The 21322-nt window shown below is 62.6% G+C and carries 19 protein-coding genes; 9 read left to right on the top strand and 10 right to left on the bottom strand.

The window, feature by feature from the left end:
* Window positions 1-287: 287 nt before the first annotated feature.
* Complete coding sequence (locus FGE21_RS20445) at window positions 288-548, top strand: hypothetical protein (RefSeq protein ID WP_255731612.1); 261 nt, start codon at window positions 288-290, stop codon at window positions 546-548.
* A 36-nt stretch (window positions 549-584) separates the two neighbouring features.
* On the opposite strand, the gene FGE21_RS15520 is transcribed toward FGE21_RS20445, so the two are convergent.
* From FGE21_RS15520 to FGE21_RS15510, 3 genes are all read right to left on the bottom strand, one after another.
* Window positions 585-1571: a branched-chain amino acid ABC transporter permease gene (locus FGE21_RS15520; protein WP_139664342.1), complete on the bottom strand. Its 987-nt coding sequence runs from the start codon at window positions 1569-1571 to the stop codon at window positions 585-587.
* A gap of 29 nt (window positions 1572-1600) precedes the next feature.
* The gene (locus FGE21_RS15515; RefSeq protein ID WP_139664341.1) at window positions 1601-2419 is read right to left on the bottom strand and encodes an ABC transporter ATP-binding protein; all 819 of its coding nucleotides are present in this window, start codon (window positions 2417-2419) and stop codon (window positions 1601-1603) included.
* A gap of 87 nt (window positions 2420-2506) precedes the next feature.
* Entirely contained in the window at window positions 2507-4492 is a 1986-nt protein-coding gene (locus FGE21_RS15510) for an AMP-binding protein (RefSeq protein ID WP_255731611.1), read from the bottom strand.
* Window positions 4493-4742: 250 nt separating this feature from the next.
* Here FGE21_RS15510 and FGE21_RS15505 point away from each other — a divergent pair, with 250 nt between their 5' ends.
* The 8 genes from FGE21_RS15505 to FGE21_RS15470 all read left to right on the top strand — a co-directional run bounded on the left by FGE21_RS15505 (window position 4743) and on the right by FGE21_RS15470 (window position 12693).
* Window positions 4743-6647 carry a PAS-domain containing protein gene (locus FGE21_RS15505; protein WP_139664340.1) on the top strand — a complete coding sequence of 635 codons (1905 nt, stop codon included), beginning with the start codon at window positions 4743-4745 and terminating at the stop codon, window positions 6645-6647.
* Entirely contained in the window at window positions 6640-7359 is a 720-nt protein-coding gene (locus FGE21_RS15500) for a response regulator transcription factor (protein WP_139664339.1), read from the top strand. Before FGE21_RS15505 ends, FGE21_RS15500 begins: the two co-directional genes overlap by 8 nt.
* A gap of 143 nt (window positions 7360-7502) precedes the next feature.
* Window positions 7503-7730, top strand: a complete 228-nt coding sequence (locus FGE21_RS15495) for a WGR domain-containing protein (protein ID WP_139664338.1) — start codon at window positions 7503-7505, stop codon at window positions 7728-7730.
* 108 nt (window positions 7731-7838) lie between these two features.
* The gene (locus FGE21_RS15490) at window positions 7839-8495 is read left to right on the top strand and encodes a histidine phosphatase family protein (protein WP_139664337.1); all 657 of its coding nucleotides are present in this window, start codon (window positions 7839-7841) and stop codon (window positions 8493-8495) included.
* Between the two features lie 57 nt (window positions 8496-8552).
* Window positions 8553-9167 carry a glutathione S-transferase family protein gene (locus FGE21_RS15485; protein WP_139664336.1) on the top strand — a complete coding sequence of 205 codons (615 nt, stop codon included), beginning with the start codon at window positions 8553-8555 and terminating at the stop codon, window positions 9165-9167.
* Between the two features lie 11 nt (window positions 9168-9178).
* Window positions 9179-10231, top strand: a complete 1053-nt coding sequence (locus FGE21_RS15480) for a saccharopine dehydrogenase (RefSeq protein WP_139664335.1) — start codon at window positions 9179-9181, stop codon at window positions 10229-10231.
* Between the two features lie 30 nt (window positions 10232-10261).
* Window positions 10262-11404, top strand: a complete 1143-nt coding sequence (locus tag FGE21_RS15475; RefSeq protein WP_139664334.1) for a saccharopine dehydrogenase family protein — start codon at window positions 10262-10264, stop codon at window positions 11402-11404.
* Between the two features lie 194 nt (window positions 11405-11598).
* Window positions 11599-12693, top strand: a complete 1095-nt coding sequence (locus tag FGE21_RS15470; RefSeq protein WP_139664333.1) for a PAS domain-containing sensor histidine kinase — start codon at window positions 11599-11601, stop codon at window positions 12691-12693.
* A gap of 66 nt (window positions 12694-12759) precedes the next feature.
* Here the strand turns inward: FGE21_RS15470 and FGE21_RS15465 are convergent, their stop codons facing one another.
* The 7 genes from FGE21_RS15465 to FGE21_RS15435 all read right to left on the bottom strand — a co-directional run bounded on the left by FGE21_RS15465 (window position 12760) and on the right by FGE21_RS15435 (window position 21259).
* Window positions 12760-14082: an adenylate/guanylate cyclase domain-containing protein gene (locus tag FGE21_RS15465; protein WP_370285747.1), complete on the bottom strand. Its 1323-nt coding sequence runs from the start codon at window positions 14080-14082 to the stop codon at window positions 12760-12762.
* Entirely contained in the window at window positions 14079-15314 is a 1236-nt protein-coding gene (locus tag FGE21_RS15460; RefSeq protein ID WP_139664332.1) for a DNA recombination protein RmuC, read from the bottom strand. The genes FGE21_RS15465 and FGE21_RS15460 overlap by 4 nt, the downstream gene beginning before the upstream one ends.
* Window positions 15315-15326: 12 nt before the next feature.
* A complete protein-coding gene (mutL, locus tag FGE21_RS15455; RefSeq protein WP_139664331.1) occupies window positions 15327-17252 on the bottom strand; it encodes a DNA mismatch repair endonuclease MutL in 1926 nt (641 codons plus the stop codon).
* Window positions 17253-17352: 100 nt separating this feature from the next.
* On the bottom strand, window positions 17353-18279 hold the full coding sequence (locus tag FGE21_RS15450) for a metal ABC transporter permease (protein ID WP_139664330.1): 927 nt from the start codon (window positions 18277-18279) through the stop codon (window positions 17353-17355).
* 3 nt (window positions 18280-18282) lie between these two features.
* Complete coding sequence (locus tag FGE21_RS15445) at window positions 18283-19491, bottom strand: metal ABC transporter permease (protein ID WP_255731610.1); 1209 nt, start codon at window positions 19489-19491, stop codon at window positions 18283-18285.
* Complete coding sequence (locus tag FGE21_RS15440) at window positions 19488-20291, bottom strand: metal ABC transporter ATP-binding protein (RefSeq protein ID WP_139664329.1); 804 nt, start codon at window positions 20289-20291, stop codon at window positions 19488-19490. Before FGE21_RS15440 ends, FGE21_RS15445 begins: the two co-directional genes overlap by 4 nt.
* Before the next feature lie 2 nt (window positions 20292-20293).
* Entirely contained in the window at window positions 20294-21259 is a 966-nt protein-coding gene (locus FGE21_RS15435; RefSeq protein WP_139664328.1) for a metal ABC transporter solute-binding protein, Zn/Mn family, read from the bottom strand.
* Between the last annotated feature and the right edge of the window lie 63 nt (window positions 21260-21322).

Below are 21322 nucleotides of genomic sequence, written 5' to 3'. Positions count from 1 at the left end.
ATTTCCGTGTTTCGCCACATTTTGCCCAAATCTGTTCGCCACATTCTGCGTGGGAAATGTGAGTGGGTAAGATGACTGCGATTTTGGAAGAAATCCGGCAGCTGGATGCTGCCCGGAAGCGTGGCGATATTTCCGCCAAGGAATATGCAACTGAAAGAGAAAGGATTCTGGCTTCAGTCGAGGATGCGGATGTCACGCCGACATTTTCGGCGCGACCGCGGCCGCAGCCAGCGGCACGTGCTGCACCGGCCCGGCCAAGATCGGCACCGGGCCCCGCATCAAGACCCGTGACGGATACGCCAAACCCGTCCTCGGGCCCGTCCGCAGGGCGGCCGCAGGCCCGACCGGAGACCACAGTCGGCAATACGGTCGGCAATCCGGACGATATTACATCCTTCTGGGGGCTCATTTTTATCGGTCTCTGCGCGGCCGGCCTCATGACCTTTCTGATCGGGCGGCTGATTGGTGACATCACCATTGCGCTGACGCTGGCCATTACGGTGTTTGCCGCCATCGTCATCGCAGCCTTCCAGCGGATGCAGACTTGACGCTGCAGAGCTGGCCCCGCAGGGAAGAGATCCGGCTCAGACGCGCTCAATGATCTTCTCTCCGAAAAGGCCCTGCGGGCGGAACACCAGGAAGATCAGCGCAAGCACATAGGCAAACCAGTTCTCGGTTGCGCCACCCACCATCGGGCCGATGAGAAACTCAAAGAGTTTTTCCCCGACCCCGATGATGAGGCCGCCGACAATGGCTCCGGGTATCGAAGTGAAGCCTCCGAGCATCAGCACCGGCAGGGCCTTGAGCGCAATCAGCGACAGCGAGAACTGAACGCCCGATTTGGTGCCCCACATGATGCCTGCAACCAGCGCGACAAACCCCGCGACGGACCAGACCAGCACCCAGATGAAGTTCAGAGAGATCCCCACCGACAGCGCCGCCTGGTGATCATCCGCCACCGCCCGCATGGCCCGCCCCTGCTTGGTGTATTGGCTGAAGAGCACCAGCCCCGTGACCAACAGTGCCGCGATCACTGTCGCCACGATGTCCAGGTTGTCGATAAAGAAGCCGTAACCGAAAATCCCAAAGGTCGTCTCGTCGATCCACAGGTTGATCCCCTGCGGCAATCCGACATCCAGAGTTTTGATTTCTGACCCCCACATCAGGTCCGCCACCCCTTCGAGGAAGTAGGCCAATCCGATGGTGGCCATGAACAGGATGATCGGCTCCTGGCCCACGAGATGTTTCATCACCAGGACCTGCACCAGCCACGCGAGGACAACCATGACGCCAACCGTCATCAAAATCGCCACCAGCGACGGCACCGTCCAGCCGAAATGGGTCGTGTGCCCGCCAAACATGGCGTTGATCAGATGCGAAAACGGCACCTGCCCGTTCATGATCCCGACAAGGGTCATCGCCGCGAACAGCGCCATGACGCCCTGTGCATAGTTGAAAATGCCCGACGCCTTGTAAATCAGCACGAAGCCCAGCGCCACCAGCGCATAGAGCACGCCCGCCATCAATCCGTTCAGCGTCACCTCCATGGCAAAGATCAGTTGATCAGACATGGCACGCCTCCTTGTATTTTTCTGCAGCCTCAGTCATGGGACACCCCCAGATAGGCATCGATCACATCCTGGTTGTTGCGCACCTCTTCGGGTGTGCCGTCGCCGATTTTCTTGCCGTAATCCATCACCACGACCCGGTCGCTCAGATCCATGACCACGCCCATGTCATGCTCGATCAAGGCAATGGTGGTGCCGAATTCATCATTCACATCGAGAATAAAGCGGGACATGTCCTCTTTCTCCTCGACGTTCATTCCCGCCATCGGCTCATCCAGCAGCAACAGTTTGGGCTCCGCGGCCAGGGCCCGGGCCAGTTCGACGCGCTTTTTCAACCCGTAGGGCAACCGCGCGACAGGGGTCTTGCGAATGGCCTGTATTTCGAGGAAATCGATGATCTTTTCGACCACCTCCCGGTTTTCGGTCTCTTCCTTCTCAGCCCAGCCCTTCCACAAGGCCTGCTGAAAAAGGTTCGTTTTCATATAGTTCAAACGCCCGGTCATCACGTTGTCGAGAACGCTCATACCATCAAACAAGGCAATGTTCTGAAAGGTCCGGGCAATGCCCTGACGCGCGACCTCATAGGGGCGCATCGGCGGGCGCTTCTTGCCGTGAAACAGCACCTCGCCGTCCTGCGGTACGTAAAACCCCGAGATCACATTCAGCATCGAGGACTTGCCCGCCCCGTTCGGGCCAATGATCGCGCGGATTTCGCCCTCGCGGATATCAAAGGAGATATCCTTGATGGCGACCACACCCCCAAAGCGCAGCGTGATATTCTTCATCTCCATGACCACGGGGCCAATGGTGCGGCCATCCTCGGTCACATAGCTGTCGGATTGGTCAAGCATGGGCCCCTCCTTCGGTTTCTGTCGCATGTGGGGACGGCGGGCGGGGCGATGTGCAGCTTGCCTGCACGAGCGTCGATCCGACCGGCCTCATTCTGCCGCCACCGCGCGGGTGATCGCGGATTGCACCTTGGCATCCACAAGGCTGAGCGTGGCACTGATTGCGCCCTTGCGCCCGTCCTCATAGGTGACTTCGGTCCGGGTCGAGACCTGATCGGAACCGTCATAGAGCGCGGTGATGATATCGGCGAATTTCTCCTCGACGATGCGGCGGCGGACCTTGCCGGTGCGGGTGATCTCGCCATCATCCGCATCCAGTTCCTTGTGCAGCACCACAAAGCGATGGACCTGACAGCCCGACAGCATTTCGTCCTGCGCCACCGAGGTGTTGACCGCCTCCACATGCGACCGGATCGTTTCCAGCACGCGGGGATGCCCGGCCAGCTCCTGATAGGATCCGTAGGCGATATTGTTGCGCTCGGCCCAGTTCCCCACCGCGGTCAGGTCGATATTGATAAACGCCACACAGCGATCGCGCCCGTTCCCGAACACCACGGCTTCCAGAATATCGGGGTAGAACTTCAGCTTGTTCTCCACGTATTTCGGCGCAAACATCGCACCATCTGCCATTTTGCCCACATCCTTGGCCCGGTCGATGATCCGCAAATGTCCCGAGCTCTCTTCGATGAACCCCGCATCCCCCGTCGCGACCCAGCCTTCGGCGTCCTTGGTTGATGCCGTCGATTCAGCGTTCTTGTAATATTCGACAAAGGTGCCGGGCGAACGGTAGTGGATCTCTCCGGTGTCATCGATCTTGATCTCGACGTCAGGCGCCGGCACTCCAACCGTATCCGCCCGCACTTCGCCATCCGGCTGCACCGTGATGAAAACCGTGGCTTCGGTCTGACCATAAAGCTGCTTCAGGTTGATCCCGAGACTCCGGTAGAAATCGAAGATCTCCGGCCCGATCGCCTCGCCTGCCGTATAGCCCACGCGAATACGCCCGTATCCCAGCGTGTCTTTCAGCGGGCCGTAGATCAGCAGATTGCCGAGCCAGTATTTCAACCGGTCCGCCCCGCTCACCGGCTTGCCGTCCAGAATGCGCCCGCCAACCTTCTTTGCATGCGCAAGGAAGTAGTGAAACATCCGCTGCTTCAGACGACCGGCGTCCTCCATCCGGATCATGACATTGGTCAGCTGGCCCTCGAACACCCGGGGCGGCGCAAAGAAATAGGTCGGCCCGATCTCGCGAAGGTCCGTCATCATCGTCTCCGGGCTTTCCGGGCAATTGACGCAGAAACCACACCAATAGCTTTGACCGAGCGAAAAGATGAAATCACCGACCCAGGCCATCGGCAGATACGACAGCACCTCTTCACGTTCCGTCAGATGGTCGAATTCGCTGACATTCTTGGCGCTCTCGATGACGTTCTTGTTGGACAGCACCACGCCCTTGGGACGGCCTGTGGTTCCCGAGGTGTAGAGCATGACACAGGTACTGTCATACGTCAGCCGGGCCCGCCGGGCCGCCAGATCCGACCTGATTTCGGCGGGCGCGGCGCGGCCCTGCGACTGCACTTCTTTATAGGGGTGCAGATGTTCATGATCATATTTCCGCAGACCTCTGGGGTCGACGTAGATCACATGGCGGAGGTTCTCCAGTTGATCCTTGATTTCGACAACCTTGTCGACTTGCTCCTGATCGCCGGCGATCACATAGGCCGCACCGCAATGGTCCAGAACATAGGCCATCTCGTCGGGGCCGGAATCCTGATAGATCGGCACCGGCACGGCGCCGACACTCTGCGCGGCCACCATGGACCAATACAGCGAAGGCCGGTTGCGACCGATGATGGCAATGAAATCGCCCTCCGACACCCCAAGGCTCAGAAGCCCCAACGCAAGCGCGTCGATTTCATCGGCGGTTTCTTTCCAGGTCCAGCTCTGCCAGATGCCGAATTCCTTCTCCCGGTAGGCCGGGCGATCAGCATAGACAGTGGCGTTTCTCTCCAGCAGGGCCGGCACAGACAACAACTGCCCGGCGCCAGACGAGGTCTGCGCAGCGGTGTGAGACACGTATTTACTCCTCCCGTATCCGGTCCTCCCCGACCGGATTGGCCGCCACTCGCACGGGTGTGCGGGGCGATCCTTATGTCCATATTAGGACAGCCCTCACGTAACAAAGCAAGTTTTTCGCGATGATTTCTGAAACCTTTCGAATTGTAACAAGTGCAAACTATTTGCCGGAGGCAGGCCAAACCCTGCGCCGGGACAAGCCGCTTTGCCTCCCTGTCGCAACCTGCTAGCCAATGTGCGGGGAGCCGAGATGAAACAGACCACCGCACAACGTACCGCCATGATCGATGCCGGGTTGAACCTGATTGCACAGGCCTTGTCTGTCTATGACGATGCGTTGCGGCTGGCGGCCTGCAATCATCGCTTTCAGGAAATGTTCAACCTGCCCGCGCATCTGGTGCGGGAGGGGGCGAGCTTTGCCGACACCATCCGCTTCATCGCCGAACAGGGCGACTATGGAACCATCGACGACATCGATGACTTTGTGCAGCAGCGTGTTGATCAGGCCCGCGCGTTCGTTCCCCATTACGTGGAGCGCCAGCGGGCCAACGGGCAAGTGATCTCGATCGAGGGTGCACCGCTGCCGCAGGGTGGTTGGGTGACGGTCTATACCGACATCACCCGCACCAAACGCGTGGAGCAATTGCTGCGCGCGCGCTCGGAAGAACTCTCGGATCAGGTGATGAACTACACCGAGGAATTATCCGCCACCAACCGCAATCTTGCCGCGACGATCAAGACACTGGAAGAAACCAAACGGCAGCTCACCCAAATCGAGGCGCGCACCCGGCTGACCACCGAGATGATGCCCGCCCATATCGCCCATGTGGACAATGAGGGCTTCTATACGTTCACCAACGGCCGGTTGAGCTCGGTCTTTCCCGGTCGGCCCTCCGGCATTCTCGGTCAGCATATCTCGACCGCACTGGGACCATCGGCCTACGCCCGCATCAAGCCGCACCTTGCCAAAGCCTATCAGGGTGCCAGTCCGGTTTTCGAATTCACCGAAGATCAGAACAGCCGCCGTCTGCGGGTTGCCTTTACCCCGGATCACGAGGGGGGGGTCTTTATTCTGTCGATGGATGTGACAGAGGAAACCCAGGCCCGCGTCGCGCTGCAGCAAGCGCGGAAACGGGAAATCGCGGCGCAGATGACCAGCGGGCTGGCGCATGATTTTTCGAACTTGCTGACGATCATTCTTGGAATGCAGACAAAACTCTCCCGGATGGATCTGCCCGCAGGCGCCCCGGAGCTGATCGACGGCACCCTGTCGGCGGCGCGGCGCGGCGGGCGGTTGCTGGACCGTATGGCCGAAATGACCGGGCACCGCGGCCTGCGTGCACAGGCCACCGATCTTCACGCGCTTCTGACCGAGCTGAAGATCCTCGCAACGCCCTCCCTGCCGCAGGGCATCGGACTCAGCGTTCTGGACAACACCGGAACGGACCGGTTTCTGCTGGACCCGGGCCGCCTGCAGGATGCGCTTTTGAACCTGATCCTGAACGCACGCGACGCCTGTGGCGTCAGCGGCCAGATCACCGTCTCCGCCCACCCGGTCGGGCAGACATGGATCGAATTTTCCGTTGGCGACACCGGACCTGGATTTTCGCCCGAGGCGCTGGTCAATGCCCTGAACCCGTTTTTCACAACCAAGGGTCAGGAAGGCTCGGGGCTCGGGTTGTCGATGGTCTACGACATGGTGAAATCCGCAGGCGGCGACATCCGCATCGGCAATACGGTCTCCGGAGCGCTGGTCACGCTCCGCCTGCCCTACCGGATTGCGCCCATGGCCGCAGCCGGCATTGCCCTGCTTGTGGAAGACAGCGACGCGCTGCGCGCGACCTATCGGCAACTGCTGATGGAGCTCGGCTATTCCGTCATTGAGGCCACCAGCGTCGATGAGGCGGTGGCGCTGGTGGCGGATGTCGAAGGCATTGCGCTGATCCTCTCTGATATCCGCCTCGAAGGCAGCGCCACCGGGGTCGACCTGTGTCATCGGCTTGGCGATGGCGCGCCGCCGGTGGTTCTGATGACCTCGCTGCCGCAGTCCGATCCGCTCTTTCATACCGCGCAGGCGCAGGCTCCGCTTTTGCAAAAACCCTTTGAGCGCGCAGAACTGCTGGCGCTCTTGCAACAGGAGGCTCCGCATGCGTGATGCATCCCTCGCCCCGCTCGTGACCATCCTTGATGATGAGCCGGAAATCCGTCGCCTGCTGACCGAAACACTGAAAGACGCAGGCTACCGCACCCAGAGCTTTTCCCGGGCGCGCGATTTTGAGGCCGCCCTGCAACGGGTGACACCGGATGTCTGTCTCGTGGATCTGTCGCTACCCGATACGGATGGCCTGGCCCTGGTCCATCGGCTCGCATTGGAACAGGGGGCCAGCGTGATCATCATCTCCGGCCGCGCGCAGGTCCATGACCGTGTCACCGGTCTGGAACTGGGGGCCGACGACTATATAACCAAACCCTTTGACCCGGCAGAGGTCGTTGCCCGCATCCGTGTGCGCCTGCGTGTCGCGCCCCGGGGCGGCAAGGCCCCAACCGGCGACCGTGCGCATTTTTCCGGGTGGACCGCTCATTTCGACCGCTATGTGCTGGAAGACGAGGCGGGCGAGGAGACCACGTTTTCTCATGCCGAGGGCGAGGTTCTGCGGCTCTTTCTCGACAGCCCGAAACGGCTGATCTCCCGGTCCCAGATGATGGAGCGGCTGGGCGGTGGCGCCGGGGACAGCTTCGACCGGGCCATGGATGTGCGGATCTCCCGGCTGCGGACCAAGCTGAAGGAAGACCCCAAGAACCCGCGCCTGATCAAAACAATCTACGGAGCAGGCTATATCTTTCTGGGCGATGTCAGCTGGAGCTGATCCCCACCCGCCGCGGATTTCACCCCTGCCCCGAAGCGCCACGAACCACCGCACCCGCCCTTGCGGCCCTGCTCCGAAGTGAAACCCGATCTCGGATCGCGAGCCCTCTTGCAGCGGTGATTCGGGTGACGTAAAAAGACAACATGGCCACCTGTCTGCTCTATCGTCTTGCCCAAGCGCGCCCGGCCCGGTTCTACCGGATCGAACTTGCCATGAACCTTTTCAACGAAGTTTCCGTCCTGCGGGAATGGGGCGTCAAAGGCGGAAAAGGGCGCAGCACGATCAATATCTTCGGCAACCTGCGCGAGGCCTCCGTCGCTGCGGACCGCCACCGCAGCCGCATGCTGAAACGGGGCTACGACCGCGCCTGACGGTCCCGCCCCCGCAGGGTCGGCCCTGACAAACCTCCGCAACTTGGCCCTTTTATCCGACCCGCCCCTCCCCTAGTAGTTCTGCAACGGGTTGAAAGAGGCACGCCTATGTCAGAAATCACACTGGTCCGGCACGGTCAGGCCAATACCCAAGCGCGCGAGGAAGCCAGCTACGACAAGCTGAGCCCGCTCGGCCATCAGCAGGCAGCCTGGCTCGGCGATCATCTTCGGACCTGCCAGGATCACTACGCCCGCATCTATTGCGGCACCCTCTCCCGGCACAGGGAAACAGCTCTGGCCATGGGCTTTGATGCCGGGAGGCTGATCGCCGACCCGCGCCTCAATGAAATGGAATACTTCACCCTCGCACAGGCGATGGAGGCACAGCACAATCTGGCCATCCCGCGCGAGCGCGAAAGCTTTGTCGCCCATCTGCCACAGGTCTTTGCCGCGTGGGAAGGCAATCAGATCGAAAACCCTCCGGAAAGCTGGCGCGACTTCGAGACCCGGACCAGGGCCGTCGTGGCAGACATCGCCGCGGGCGAAGGTCCGGCGCTATTGGTGACATCCGGCGGGTTGATTGCCATGGTGATGCGCCAGTGTCTCGGCCTCGATACCGCGGCCACCGCGCGGATGGCGCTTGCCATCATGAACAGCTCGCTGCACCGCTTGCACAATATCGGCGGCCAGTATTCACCGGTGCTGTTCAATGCCGTCCCCCATCTGGAACCGCCAGAGCGCCAATATGCGCGCACCCATCTCTGACACTGAACATTGCACCGACAGAGTCCACTGACAGATCCTCATTTCAGGAGAGACCCAATGCAGCTCTATTATGCGCCCCACACCATATCGATCGCCGTTGCCATCGCCCTGGAGGAAGCGGAACTGGAGTATGAGCCGGTCAAGGTCGATTTTGCCCGCAAGGAACAGGCCACACCGGCCTACCAGCAGATCAATCCCAAGGGGCGCGTGCCGGCGCTTGTGGTCGATGGTGGCATCCTGACGGAAACCGGAGCACTGCTGGAATTCATCGCCGACCGGGCAGAGCACGCCCAACTGCGCCCCAGTGACCCGGTATTGGCGGCCCGCACGCGCGAAGTGATGTTCTATCTCGCCTCGACGATGCACGTGAACCACGCCCACAAGATGCGCGGCGCCCGGTGGGCGTCGAACCCGGAATCCTTCAAGGACATGGCCCGGAAAGTGCCTGAGACGATGACGGCCTCCTGCGACTACATCAGCAATTGGGGCCTGCGCGGTCCGTTTGTGCTGGGCGATACTGTGTGCCTTGCGGATTGCTATCTCTTTGTGATCTGTACCTGGCTCGAAGGCGACGGTGTGGACGTTGCGCGCTTTCCGAAGATCGCCGCATTCATGGCGGCAATGGAAGCCCGCGACAGCGTCAAGGCCGTCCGCGCCAGAAACATGCTTTGAAGGAAGACGACATGACTCATCTCTGGGTGCGCGCCGAGCAGCGCCTGAACGAAGACCGTGTCGGGCTGACCCCGGCGGGGGCCCGCGCTTTGATTGCCGCAGGCATTCGTGTCACCGTGGAAGACAGCCGGACCCGTGCCCTGGCGCTGCAGGGCTATATCGATGCAGGCTGCGAGATCGCGCCCGAGAACAGCTGGCCCGATGCGCCGCGGGATGCGATCATCTTCGGGCTCAAGGAATTGCCTGACGACGGGACACCCTTGCCGCACCGCCACATCATGTTCGGCCATGCCTTCAAGGGGCAACATTCCGGCCGGGAGTTGCTGCGCCGCTTCCGGGAGGCAGGAGGCACGCTCTATGATCTTGAATATCTGGTGGACGAAAGCGGCCGTCGCGTCGCGGCCTTCGGCTATTGGGCAGGCTATGCCGGCGCTGCAGTCACGCTCAAGGCCTGGGCCGCTCAGCAACGTGATGCGATCTGCGGCCCGGTGGGTGTCTACGCAGACAAAGATGCGCTGCTGGCGGCCCTCAGCCAGGAACTGGACGCCACCGGATCAGAGCGCCCCACGGCCATAGTGATCGGCGCTCTCGGGCGCGTTGGCACCGGCGCGGCGGACCTCTGCGAGGCGATGGGCGTCGCGGTGACCAAATGGGATATGGCGGAAACCGCAAGCGGCGGCCCCTTCCCGCAGATCCTCGACCATGATCTGTTCCTGAACTGTATCTTTGCCCGCCCCGGCACGCCGGTTTTCGTGCCACGGGATGCGCTCAGCGCGCCACGCAGGCTCACTGCCGTGGGCGATGTGGCCTGCGATCCGGATAGCGATTATAATCCGGTCCCTGTCTATAGCCACGCCACCACATGGGAAAACCCGGTAATCCGGGTCGCCGAGACCCCGGTGCTCGACGTGATGGCGATCGACAACCTGCCCTCGATGCTGCCCGCTGAAAGCTCCGAGGACTACGCCGATCAACTGCTGGCCAGCCTGCTGACCCTGACCGACCTCGACTCCGGTGTCTGGGCGCGGGCGAAAGCGGTCTTTGACGAACATGTTGCGGGCTGACCTGCCCCACCCCGACGAAGGAGAACTGACATGACTATTCACTGGTGCGGAACCGGGCTCTCGGCCATTCCCGGCCTGCGGCGCCTGCTGGAGGCAGGCCACGACGTCGCCGTATGGAACCGGACGCCGGAAAAGGCCGCCGAGGCAGTGGGCGATCTGACCACAAACATCCATAAATTCTCTGTCGCGCGGCTGTCGGAACTGCTCAGCCCCGCCGATGTCGTGGTCTCCATGCTGCCGGGCGACTGGCATGTGGAACTGGCAGAGCTGGCAATCGCAAAGGGGGCGCATTTCGTCTCCTCCTCCTATATCTCACCCGAGATGCGCCACCTGGACGACAAGGCCAAAGCCGCCGGGGTCGCGCTGGTGAACGAGGTCGGTCTCGACCCCGGCATCGACCACCTGATGGCCCATGCATTGGTGGCGGAATACGCGGGATCTCCGGCGTTTGATCCGGAAAACGAAATCAGCTTTCTGTCCTATTGCGGCGGCATCCCCAAAACACCGAACCCCTTCCGCTACAAATTCAGCTGGTCGCCTCTCGGCGTGCTCAAGGCGCTGCGCTCGCCCTCCCGCTCCATCCGGGACTTCGCGGTCTTCGACGTGGCCCGCCCCTGGGACGCCATATCGACCTATGATGCACCGCTGGCCTTGCCGGAGAATTTCGAAGTCTATCCCAACCGCGATTCCCTGCCCTTCATGGAGCAGTACCATTTCGGCAAGGACTGGAAGGTGAAGACATTCGTGCGCGGGACCCTGCGCCTGAACGGCTGGAGCGACGCATGGGCGGATGTCTTCCGCGAGGTCGAAACACTGGACGGCCCCGAAGGCGATGCCCGGCTCAAGGAAATGTCCGATCAGTTCTGGGCCGAGAATGCCTATGACGCGGGCGAGCCGGACCGGGTTGTGCTCTGTGTTGACCTGAAGGCAGAACGCAATGGCGAGACCAAGTGGCACAAGACCTACGTCATGGACGCCTGGGGCGACGATCGCGGCAGCGCCATGGCGCGCCTCGTGTCCTATCCGGTGTCCTACGCCGTCGAGGCGGCCATGAACGGCAAGATCGCGGCAGGCGTCAGCGCCGCCCCGAGCGATCCGGCATTGGTGGACAGCTGGATGGGCCGTATCGGCGCGCTGGCACAACACTTGCAGGTCGTTTCGCACACCTCCTGAACCGATCCGCCGGGGCCTGAATTCTGGTCTCAAGGCCCCGGCGACCCCGCGCGCACGCTCCTGCAAAGTTTATGGTTTTTTAGCCATCGCGTGACAGTATACCGGCGTGAGCCACTGTTGGGAACCAGCGGTATTGGCAATCGCCTTCGGTCCGGGCCATGCGCCTTGTGTGTTTGTAGTGTAGAGGCGTGTGTATGACCCCCGACGAAAAGGCCCTTCTGGATCAAATCGAACAAGCGATTTTTGTTCTGGAACCCGACCGTGACGGCATCCCGCGCTATGTCGCATTCAACCGCTACGGCCTGTCACATATTCAGCGCACCGAAGACGAGGTCCTGGGACTGACCATACGGGATCTGTTTCCCGGTCAATACGGCGAAACCATATATCAGCACCACCTCCGCATTCTCCGCACCGCGATGCCCTATGCCTATCAATCCCACCTGCCCCTGCACGACAGTGTGCACCAGATCGAAGTGACCCTGCGCCCCATCATCGGGGACCGGGGGCAGGTCCGTCGCATCGTCGGCACAACCAAGGATATTTCCAGCCTCGATACGCTGCACGATCTGCAACTCGGAGCCGAGATGTTTCAGACCGAAATTGAAGATTTCGTCAGCCTCGCGGCACATGACCTCAGAACCCCGATCCGGCATGTCAGCACCATCGCCGGAATGCTGCGGGACGACTTCGTCGATCTCGGCGATGGCAAGCTGGAACTGATCGACATGCTCGAACAAATCGGCATCAAAGCCATGAACCTGATTGCCGACATCCTCTCCCACGCGCAGGCAACCTCGACGAAATCCGATATCAGGACCTTCAGCCTCGCGAACCTGGTGAAAGAGGTTGTCGCCCTTCTGGATCCCATGGGGCTCTGCACCCATACGGTTTCGGGCGATTGGGTTGTCGGGGACCGCGCCGCCACCCTGATCATCCTGCGCAACCTGGTCGACAATGCGATCAAACACACTGGCTCGGAAATCCCGGGCGCCTTGCACATCGATGTCTGTCTCACCGACGCAGGCCCCGGATTTTACCGTATCGAGGTGCGCGACAACGGCCCGGGACTGAAAGAAGCCTCCGCCTTGTTATTGAACACGGGCACATTGCGGACAGAAGGGGGCTTCGGGCTGCAGGGCGTCCACCGCCTGCTACAGGCCCGCGGCGGCCAAATCGAGGCAACGAATGCGGCAACCGGCGCTGGCGCGGTGATCCGCTTCACCCTGCCCGGAAAGGTCCTGTCGGAGGAGACTGCCCTGACCCCGGACCCCCGACCGGCCAACTGATCCGGGACAATCCGTCGGACCGACGACAGGCTCCGGTTTCAGCCGAGCGCCTTGCATCAGCCGGGATCAGCCCACATCTCCGGGCCGGGCACGTCCAAAGAGGGCAATCGGCTGGCTGCGCCCGCGCAGTGTCACCGGCGGCAACTCCGTCCAACCCTCGCGCGCGGGCTCCCCCCCTCGCGGACGGCAGGCCTCCAGCAGGGCAGCAGAGACGACAATTTCCATACCGCACTCCTTGGTCATCTGTTCCAGACGCGCAGCCGTGTTCACAGTGTCGCCAAGGGCTGTGAATTCCAGTCGATCCTGATCCCCGACCACACCGGAAAACACCTCTCCCCAATGCAGCCCGATTCCCACTTTCACCGCGTGCCGCCCCTCAGATTGACGGAGCGCGGACCATTCTTCCATGTCCTCCGACAGGCACAGGGCACAGTGCAGGGCGCGATCCGCGGCCGCTTCGCCATCAAAAACCAGCATCGCGCCGTCGCCGATGAACTTATCCACCATGCCCTGGGTCTGACGCGCGGCGCGCTGGATCCGAATGCGGTACTCGGTGACGAACTCGCCCACCTCGGCCGGGTCCTTGCCCTCCGCCCAGGAGGTAAAGCCGCGGATATCCACAAACAGGACTGCCATCACCTGCCGCCGTCCATGGCGCAATTCTTCCAGGCCTTCGGCCTGCATCCGCTCCACCAGTCGGCTCGGCAGATAGCGCGTCAGGGACAGGCGTCGTTCGGTCTCGATCAGCGACCGGTGCAGCAAACTGCGCAAGGCCGACGCCGCAACCACAAGCACCACGCCGGCCAGCAGAATCATAACCACACGCACGATATTGGGCGGTCCTGCCAGCAGGTGCTGCGCCCGCAGGATCACATCATCGGTCAACTCATAGTCGGACATGAAGATGAGACAGCTCAGCCCCCCGACAATCAGCGCCACACAATAGGCCTGCAGGTAGGGGTTGAAACGCAGCACAGCAAAGGCCAGCACCACCGGCACCAGCCAGGTCGGCGGCAGCAGGAATGTCAGCGCCCCGGGCATCGCGACATTTTCAAGCCCCACCCATGTGTTGAGCAACATGAACATGCAGTCAAAGGTGACCACCGGCCAGACCATCCACCGACGGAAGCGGCCGCTGAGCGTCAACCACAGGGTGAACACGCCGAGCCCCAGATAGGAGAGCAGCGCCAGCACCGCCGACAGCCATTGTCTGTGAAGAATGGCCGCGATTTCCTCCGGCGGCGTTCCCACCGCAAGGACAAACACAAGCATCAGCCCCAATGACACAAAGATCCGCAGGAGCGAGACGACCTTTTCCGCTCTCAGTTCCGCTTCGCGCAACAGGGTGGCATTCGGGGCCACCCGCGCCTGACGCATGCGCGATATCATTCTGCGGAGGGCTCCAGAGCGACGACCTGCCCGACGCTATCCGCACTCAGCTCTTCAAAATCGAAATTATCCAGCCGCTGCGCCCGGCGCCCGGCCTTGTCGGCGCTGATCTTGATATCCGACAGATCCTTCTGCGCCTGACCGAAGTGGCGATCCAGATTGACCACCCGGTCGCCCAACCGCTCCACATCCTTGTGCAAAAGCCCCAGCTCCTTGCGGATCGCACCGGCCTGTTCCCGCATCCGGGCGTCTTTCAGGATTGCGCGCATGGTGTTGAGCGTCGCCATGCAGGTGGTCGGAGAAACGATCCAGACCTTCAGCGCAAACCCCTCGCGCACCACATCAGAAAAATTGGCATGCAACTCCGCATAAACCGCCTCGGACGGGAGGAACAGCAACGCTCCGTCTGCGGTTTCGCCGTCAAGGATGTATTTCTCCGACACATCACGAATATGTTTGCGCAACGCCCCTTTCAACAGCCGCGACGCCAGTGCCTTTTCATCCTGGCTTTCCGCATTGCGCAGGGCCTCGTAGGGCTCCAGCGGGAATTTGGAATCGATCACGATAGGTCCCGGCGGGTTCGGCAGTCTGATCAGACAGTCGGCGCGCTTGCCGTTGGAGAGCGTATGCTGAAACGCATAGGCATCCGTCGGCAGCGCCTTGGACACGATATCGTTCAACTGGATTTCCCCGAAGGCCCCCCGGGTCTGCTTGTTCGACAGGATATCCTGCAGCGACAGCACATCGCCCGAAAGCTTGGTGATATTGTCCTGCGCCTTGTCGATTACCGCCAGCCGTTCCTGCAATTGCGTCAGCGAGGTTGCGGTGCGTTTCGCATTGCCGTGCAGGCTCTCGCTCATGCGTTCCTGCATCTCGGAGATCGCGCGCGCCTGTTTCATCGCATTGTCCGCCAACCGGTCATTCATCCGTTGCTGCACATCGCCCAGCCGGGTCTCCATCGTCCGTAGGATCTGCAATTGGGCATTGGCCTGAGTATCAGACACCGTCTGCAGATTACCGCGCAGCGCCTCCTGACCGGAGGACAGCTGCTGGGCGACCTGACCGATCGCCGTCATCTGCTGCGTCAGCGGCGCGATCGCGCGGACGGCCTGACCGGAGTTGCGCATCGACAGAAACAACAGGACAAACAGCAGCACCACCGCGGCCCCTGCCCCAAGGATCATCAAACCAAGCGCATCCATATTGGCAACGGCATCTCCCATGCCTTCCATCAGCAAAACCCCTCAGCTCCGACCGAACAGACGTTCGATGTCGGACAGTTTCAGTTCCACATAGGTGGGACGGCCATGGTTGCACTGGCCGGAATGGGGCGTCGCCTCCATTTCGCGCAACAATGCGTTCATCTCTTCGCCCCGCATCCGTCGTCCGGACCGGATCGAGCCATGGCAGGCCACCCGGCTGAGGATCGCCTCAAGCCGCGCCTGCACCAGCTGGCTTTCTCCTTGGTCCGCCAACTCATCCAGAATGTCCCTGATCATCGCTTCGGCATTGACCTCCCCCAGAATTGCTGGGGTTTCACGCACGGCCACAGCATTTCCGCCGAAGGCCTCAAGCCCCAGGCCAAATTTCGCCAATTCCCCGGCGACCTCCAGCAGACGCGCGCAGTCCGTTTCCGAGAGTTCCACGATTTCCGGGATCAGCAGGGCCTGCGCCGCAACGCCATTCTGGGCCATCTGGCCTTTGAGCTTTTCATAAACCAGACGTTCGTGGGCGGCGTGCTGATCCACGATGACCATGCCGTCCCGCGTCTGGGCGATGATGTAGTTTTCATGCACCTGACCCCGGGCCGCTCCCAGCGGCAGATCCGTCGGGTGATCTGCTGCGGCCTCATCCCGGGACGGGGCCGGACTGCGGTCCTCAACGAGCTGCCCGCTAAAGGCGCCTTCGAATTCCGCAAAGCCCGGCGATGGCGGCGCATCAACGGCCTGTGGCCACGGCTGACCCGGGGATTGCGCCGCGTAAGAGGCGTTGCGTGCGCCCAGCGAGGGCCGATCCATCTGGTAGACCCGGGGCGCACCCGTCGCCGAGGGCTGTTCCGGCCGCATCGCACCAAGGGTGGCACCGGCCACGGTCGAGGACGCGCGGTGTCCGGCTTCGGCCAGACTGTGCCGCAGCGCAGATACGATCAGACCCCGCGCCACACCCGGGTCACGAAAGCGGACTTCGGATTTCGCCGGGTGTACGTTGACATCAACCAGCGTGGGGTCGCAGTCGAGAAACAAAGCCGCCGCCGGGTGACGGTCGCGGCTGAGAAAGTCCATATAGGCCGCCCGCAGTGCGCCGGTGAGCATCTTGTCCTTCACCGGGCGGGTATTGACGAAGAGAAACTGGGTGACGGCCGCGCCCCGCGAATAGGTCGGCAGCGCCGCATAGCCGTACAGGCGGATATCATCGCGGGTCGCGTCGATTTTCAGCGCGTTTTCAGCAAACTCACGCCCGATCACATGCGCCAGCCGGCCATGTAGCGCATCGAACAGGTCGCCGCTCATCGGATCAGCGCGAAAACTCACCCGCCCCTCGCCGCCGCCCGATACATCGCGCAGCGTGAAACCGACCGAGGGCTCCGCCATGGCCAGCCGCTTGACCGTGTCCGAAATCGCCTGCGTCTCGGCCCGGTCGGAGCGCATGAACTTCAGCCGTGCGGGGGTGGCAAAGAACAGGTCGCGCAGCTCGACGATGCTGCCCTGGCGCAGGGCTGCGGGTTTCACCGGGTCGAACACGCCGCCCGCGACCCGGATCTGCGCCGCCTCATGACCCTCGGCGCGACTGGTGATGATCAGCCGCCCGACAGCGCCAAGCGACGGCAGCGCCTCGCCCCGGAACCCGAAGGTGTGGATGTTCAGAAGGTCGGAGCCGTCAATCTTCGAGGTCGCATGCCGGGACAGGGCCAGTGGCAGATCCGCAGGCGACATGCCGCAGCCGTTGTCGGTGACCCGGATCAGCGTCTTGCCACCATCCGCAATTTCCACAGTGATACGGCTGGCCCCGGCGTCGATGGCATTTTCGACCAGCTCTTTCACGGCCGAGGCAGGGCGCTCCACCACTTCGCCTGCGGCAATACGGTTGATCGCACTGTCATCAAGCTGCCGGATCACAGGACGCGCGGGATTCGGCAGGGTTTCGCTGATTTGGGGGTCGGGGAATGTCATACCGCTATATTTAGCATGCACCATTGCGATTCTGCCACCCGGAATACGCGCTCTATCCGGCCTGCGCAACGGCCGGAATACAGGGGCGGCCAGAGGCGCGCTACACGCCTGACGGGGCGCCTGCGCGCGACCGACAGGGGCCGAATAGCGCAGCAATCGCAAGGATCAAACCAGAGATGGTCGCGATCATTCCGGCCGCGCTCACCGCGTCGGCCATCCCGATCCACAGCGGACCATAGCCCGCCAGCACATATCCGACCACCGCGGCCAGCGTGGCAAACACGATGCTCCAGCCGACCTGCACGTCCAGCCGGTTGGTCATCATCCGGGCGGCCGCGGGCGGGCAGATGAACATGGCAATGACGATGATCGAGCCCACCGCATCAAAGGCCGCAACTGCCGAAATCGCGGCGATGAGGACCAGCGCCAGCCCCAGAAGATCCGTGCGCATGCCCAACGTGCGGGCAAACCCCTCGTCAAAGGTCGCGATGGTCAGGGGGCGCCAAAACAGCGCAATGAAGCCCACGACCACCACCAGCGTCGCCGCCATGCGCGGCAGCTCCACCGGCAGATAGGCCAGCGCCTCCGGGTCCGCAAGCGAGCCCCAGCCGGTGCCGTCGAGCCAGATCAGGCTTTCGAGGTTGCCATAGAGCGCGTGCTCCACGTCCAGATGCACCGACGATGTATCGCTCTGCTCCAACAGCAGCACCCCGGCGGCAAACAAGGTGGTGAACACCACGCCCATCGCCGCGCCCGGTTCAATCCGCCCCAATCGGCGGATGCCTTCGATCATGACCACGGCGACACAGGCGGCCCCCGCCGCGCCCAGCATCATCGGCCAGGTGGAAATCGCCCCCGTCACCAAAAACGCCACAACGATCCCCGGCAGGGCCACATGGCTGATTGCGTCTCCGATCAGGGCCTGCTTGCGCAGCAGCAGGAAATTCCCCGGCAGGGCGCAGGCCACCGCTGCAAAGATCCCGATCAGCAGGGGCGTCAGGGACAGGGTGACAAATTCGCTTCCCATTGTTCAGACCTCCCTTGGGCTGCCGATTTTGCGGTCAATTGCTGCAATCTGATCCGGCGTCAGTACGGTCTCGATCTCACGCAACCCGTCATACAGCGCCGCTGCAGCCTCCTGTGCCTGATCGCGGCGCAGGATGTCCCAGCGCATCTCGTCCCGCAGGGCCTTGGCCGCGCGCCGTCGGCCAGACTGCGTGGCAACCCCGTCTGCACGCGCGAACCCGGACTGGGCCAGCAACCGCAGGGTCAGGGGCTCGTAGATGATCTGATCCTGGGCCAGCGCCAGCAAACCCTGCCGCAAATGCACCCGTTTCTGGAACCGGCGGTGGCGTCGCACCGCCGCCAGCACGCCCCGGTTCGGGGCAATCAGAAGGGACAGCGCAAACAGGGCAAAACTCATCAGGACGATAATCGGCCCGGTTGGCAAATTCGGGGCCGAGGCCGACAAGGCCGCCCCCAGATAGGCCGCGACCGCCCCCAGCACTCCGGACAGGATGACCACCTGATCGGCCCGCTCGGTCCAGAACCGGGCAGTGACCGGCGGAATGATCAGCAGGGCCACGATCAGGATCAGCCCGACCACCTTCAGCCCGACGACGGTCACCGCCATCACCAGCCCCATCATCAGCATGTCGATCCTGCCGACCGGCAGACCGCGCGCTGCGGCATACTCCGGGTCGAAGGCCACCATGGTCATCGGACGCCGCGCCAGCAGGATCAGGATCAGCACCGCCGCTCCGCCCGTGGCGATCACCAGCGCATCCGCATAGAGCATGCCCGCCGTCGAGCCGAGCAAAAACCCCTCCAGCCCCGCCTGCCGCCCAACGCCCAGCGTCTGAATGACGGTCAGCAACACGATGCCAAATCCGAAAAAGACCGACAGAACTGCGCCGATGGCCGCATCCTCGGCCAGTCGGGTGTTGCGGGTCAGCCAGTTCATGCACCACAGCCCGAGCCCCGCCGAGAGCGCCGACCCCAGCAGCAGCGCCGCCAGGTTGCGGCCATCGCCGCCAAGGCCGACCAGGATCAGGAAGGCAACGCAGACACCGGGCAGCGTTGCGTGGCTGACCGCATCCGACACCAGCGCCCGCTTGCGCAGGAACAGAAATGTCCCGGTGATGCCCGACGCCGCGCCCAGCAAAGCGGCGCCCACCGCCACCAGCGTGGCGTTATATCCCATTTGCAGCAGGAGCGCGTCGATCAGCGTGGACATCATGCAGAGGTCGCGATCTGATCGATTTGGGCGGTGGCGAGGCGACCCCCATATGCGGCCTGCAATGTCTCGGCGGTGAAGGCCGTCTCCACCGGGCCCTCGGCCACCTTGCGGGTGTTGATCAGAAAGACATTGTCGAAATAATCCCGCACGGTGGCCAGGTCATGATGCACCACCACCACCGTCTTTCCCTCGGCCCGCAGCATCTTCAGAACCCCAATGATAGCCTTCTCTGTTGCGGCATCGACGCCGGCAAAAGGCTCATCCAGAAGATAGAGATCGGCGCCCTGCGCCAGGGCCCGGGCGAGAAAGACCCGTTGCTGCTGACCGCCGGACAATTGCCCGATCTGGCGACCCGCGAACTCGCCCATGCCGACACGATCAAGGCAGTCACGTGCGATCCGGCGGTGACTGGCGCGGATCCGTCCGAGCAGGCCAAGATCCCGGTACAGTCCCATCATGACCACGTCGATAACGCGCGTGGGGAAATCCCAATCCACAGAGGCGCGTTGCGGGACATAGGCCACCCGGCCCCGCTGATGATCCAGCGGACGGCCGAAGACCTGCACCCGCCCCGAGACCGGCGCGACGATCCCCAGCGCAGCCTTGAGCATGGTGGATTTCCCGGCACCATTTGGCCCGATGATGGCGGTCATCTGCCCCGGCATCACGGTCATATCGACGGAAAACACCGCCGGCTTTTCACCGTAGCTGACGGTCAGCCCGCGAATGGCCAAAGGGCTGGTCGCCTGCGCTGCCTCCTCTGCGGTCTGCTTGCTCTGTTTCGCCAGCGAAAGTTGCATACTCAGTGTCCTGCCCCGAGGGTGCCATCCATGCCGCCCGCCGGCACATCCGCGCCCAGCGCTCCGGCAATGGTGGTGAAGTTGTGGTCCAGCATACCGACGTAGGTCGCCTCATAGGTGCCGTCATCGCCCATCGCGTCCGAAAACAACTCGCCCCCGATCACGACCTCATGTCCCCGCGCCGCGGCCCCCTCGATCAGGGCCCGCATCGACCGGTCCGCCACGGATGTCTCGACAAAGACCGCAGTGATCCCGCGCTCCACCAGCGTATCCACCAGCCCACTGATCCGGTTCAGCCCCGCCTCGGACTGCGTCGAAATCCCCTGGATGCCGAGCACGTCAAAACCATAGTCCCGCCCGAAGTAGCCAAAGGCATCATGGGCGGTCACCAGCACGCGCTTCGCCTCAGGCACACCCGCGACACTGCGACGACCATAGGCAGACAGCCGGTCCAACTCGCCCAGATGGCGCGCCAGATTTGCCGCAAAGACCGCCTCCGCCTCCGGGCGGGCCTGCGTCAGGGCGCGGGCGACCTCCTGCACGACGTATTTCCACAGCTCGGGACTCATCCAGAGGTGGGGATCATATTTGTCGGCATAGTCATCGTGGCTGCGCAGCAGGGCCTTGGGGGTCGCCTCCGCCACCGCGACCACGGTCCGTTTCCGGGCCAGCGCGTGGAAGAAATCCTCCATCTGCGCCTCAAGATAGAGCCCGTGCCACAGGGTCAGATCGGCGCGGGTCATCGCGGCAATATCCGTGCGGGTCTGGCGGTAGGCATGCGGGTCCACCCCCGGCCCCATCAAGGCCGTCACCGCGACCTCCGCGCCACCAATCTGGCGCGCGGCGTCCGCGATCATGCCGGTGGTGGCCACGATCCGCAGCGGCCCCTCCGCCGCAGCCAGGGGCGACGCGGCCGCCAGTGTCGCAACGGCACCAAGGCCCAAAAGAGTATGACGTCGGTTCAGCATTCAGCGCGCTCCCTGATCGCAGCAGCTTCATTCCACACCCATAGATATGAGAACGGTTCGCAA

This window comes from Phaeobacter sp. B1627 (genome assembly GCF_006265095.1).
Taxonomy (GTDB): domain Bacteria; phylum Pseudomonadota; class Alphaproteobacteria; order Rhodobacterales; family Rhodobacteraceae; genus Epibacterium.
This window is presented reverse-complemented; position numbering and strand designations above follow the sequence as displayed.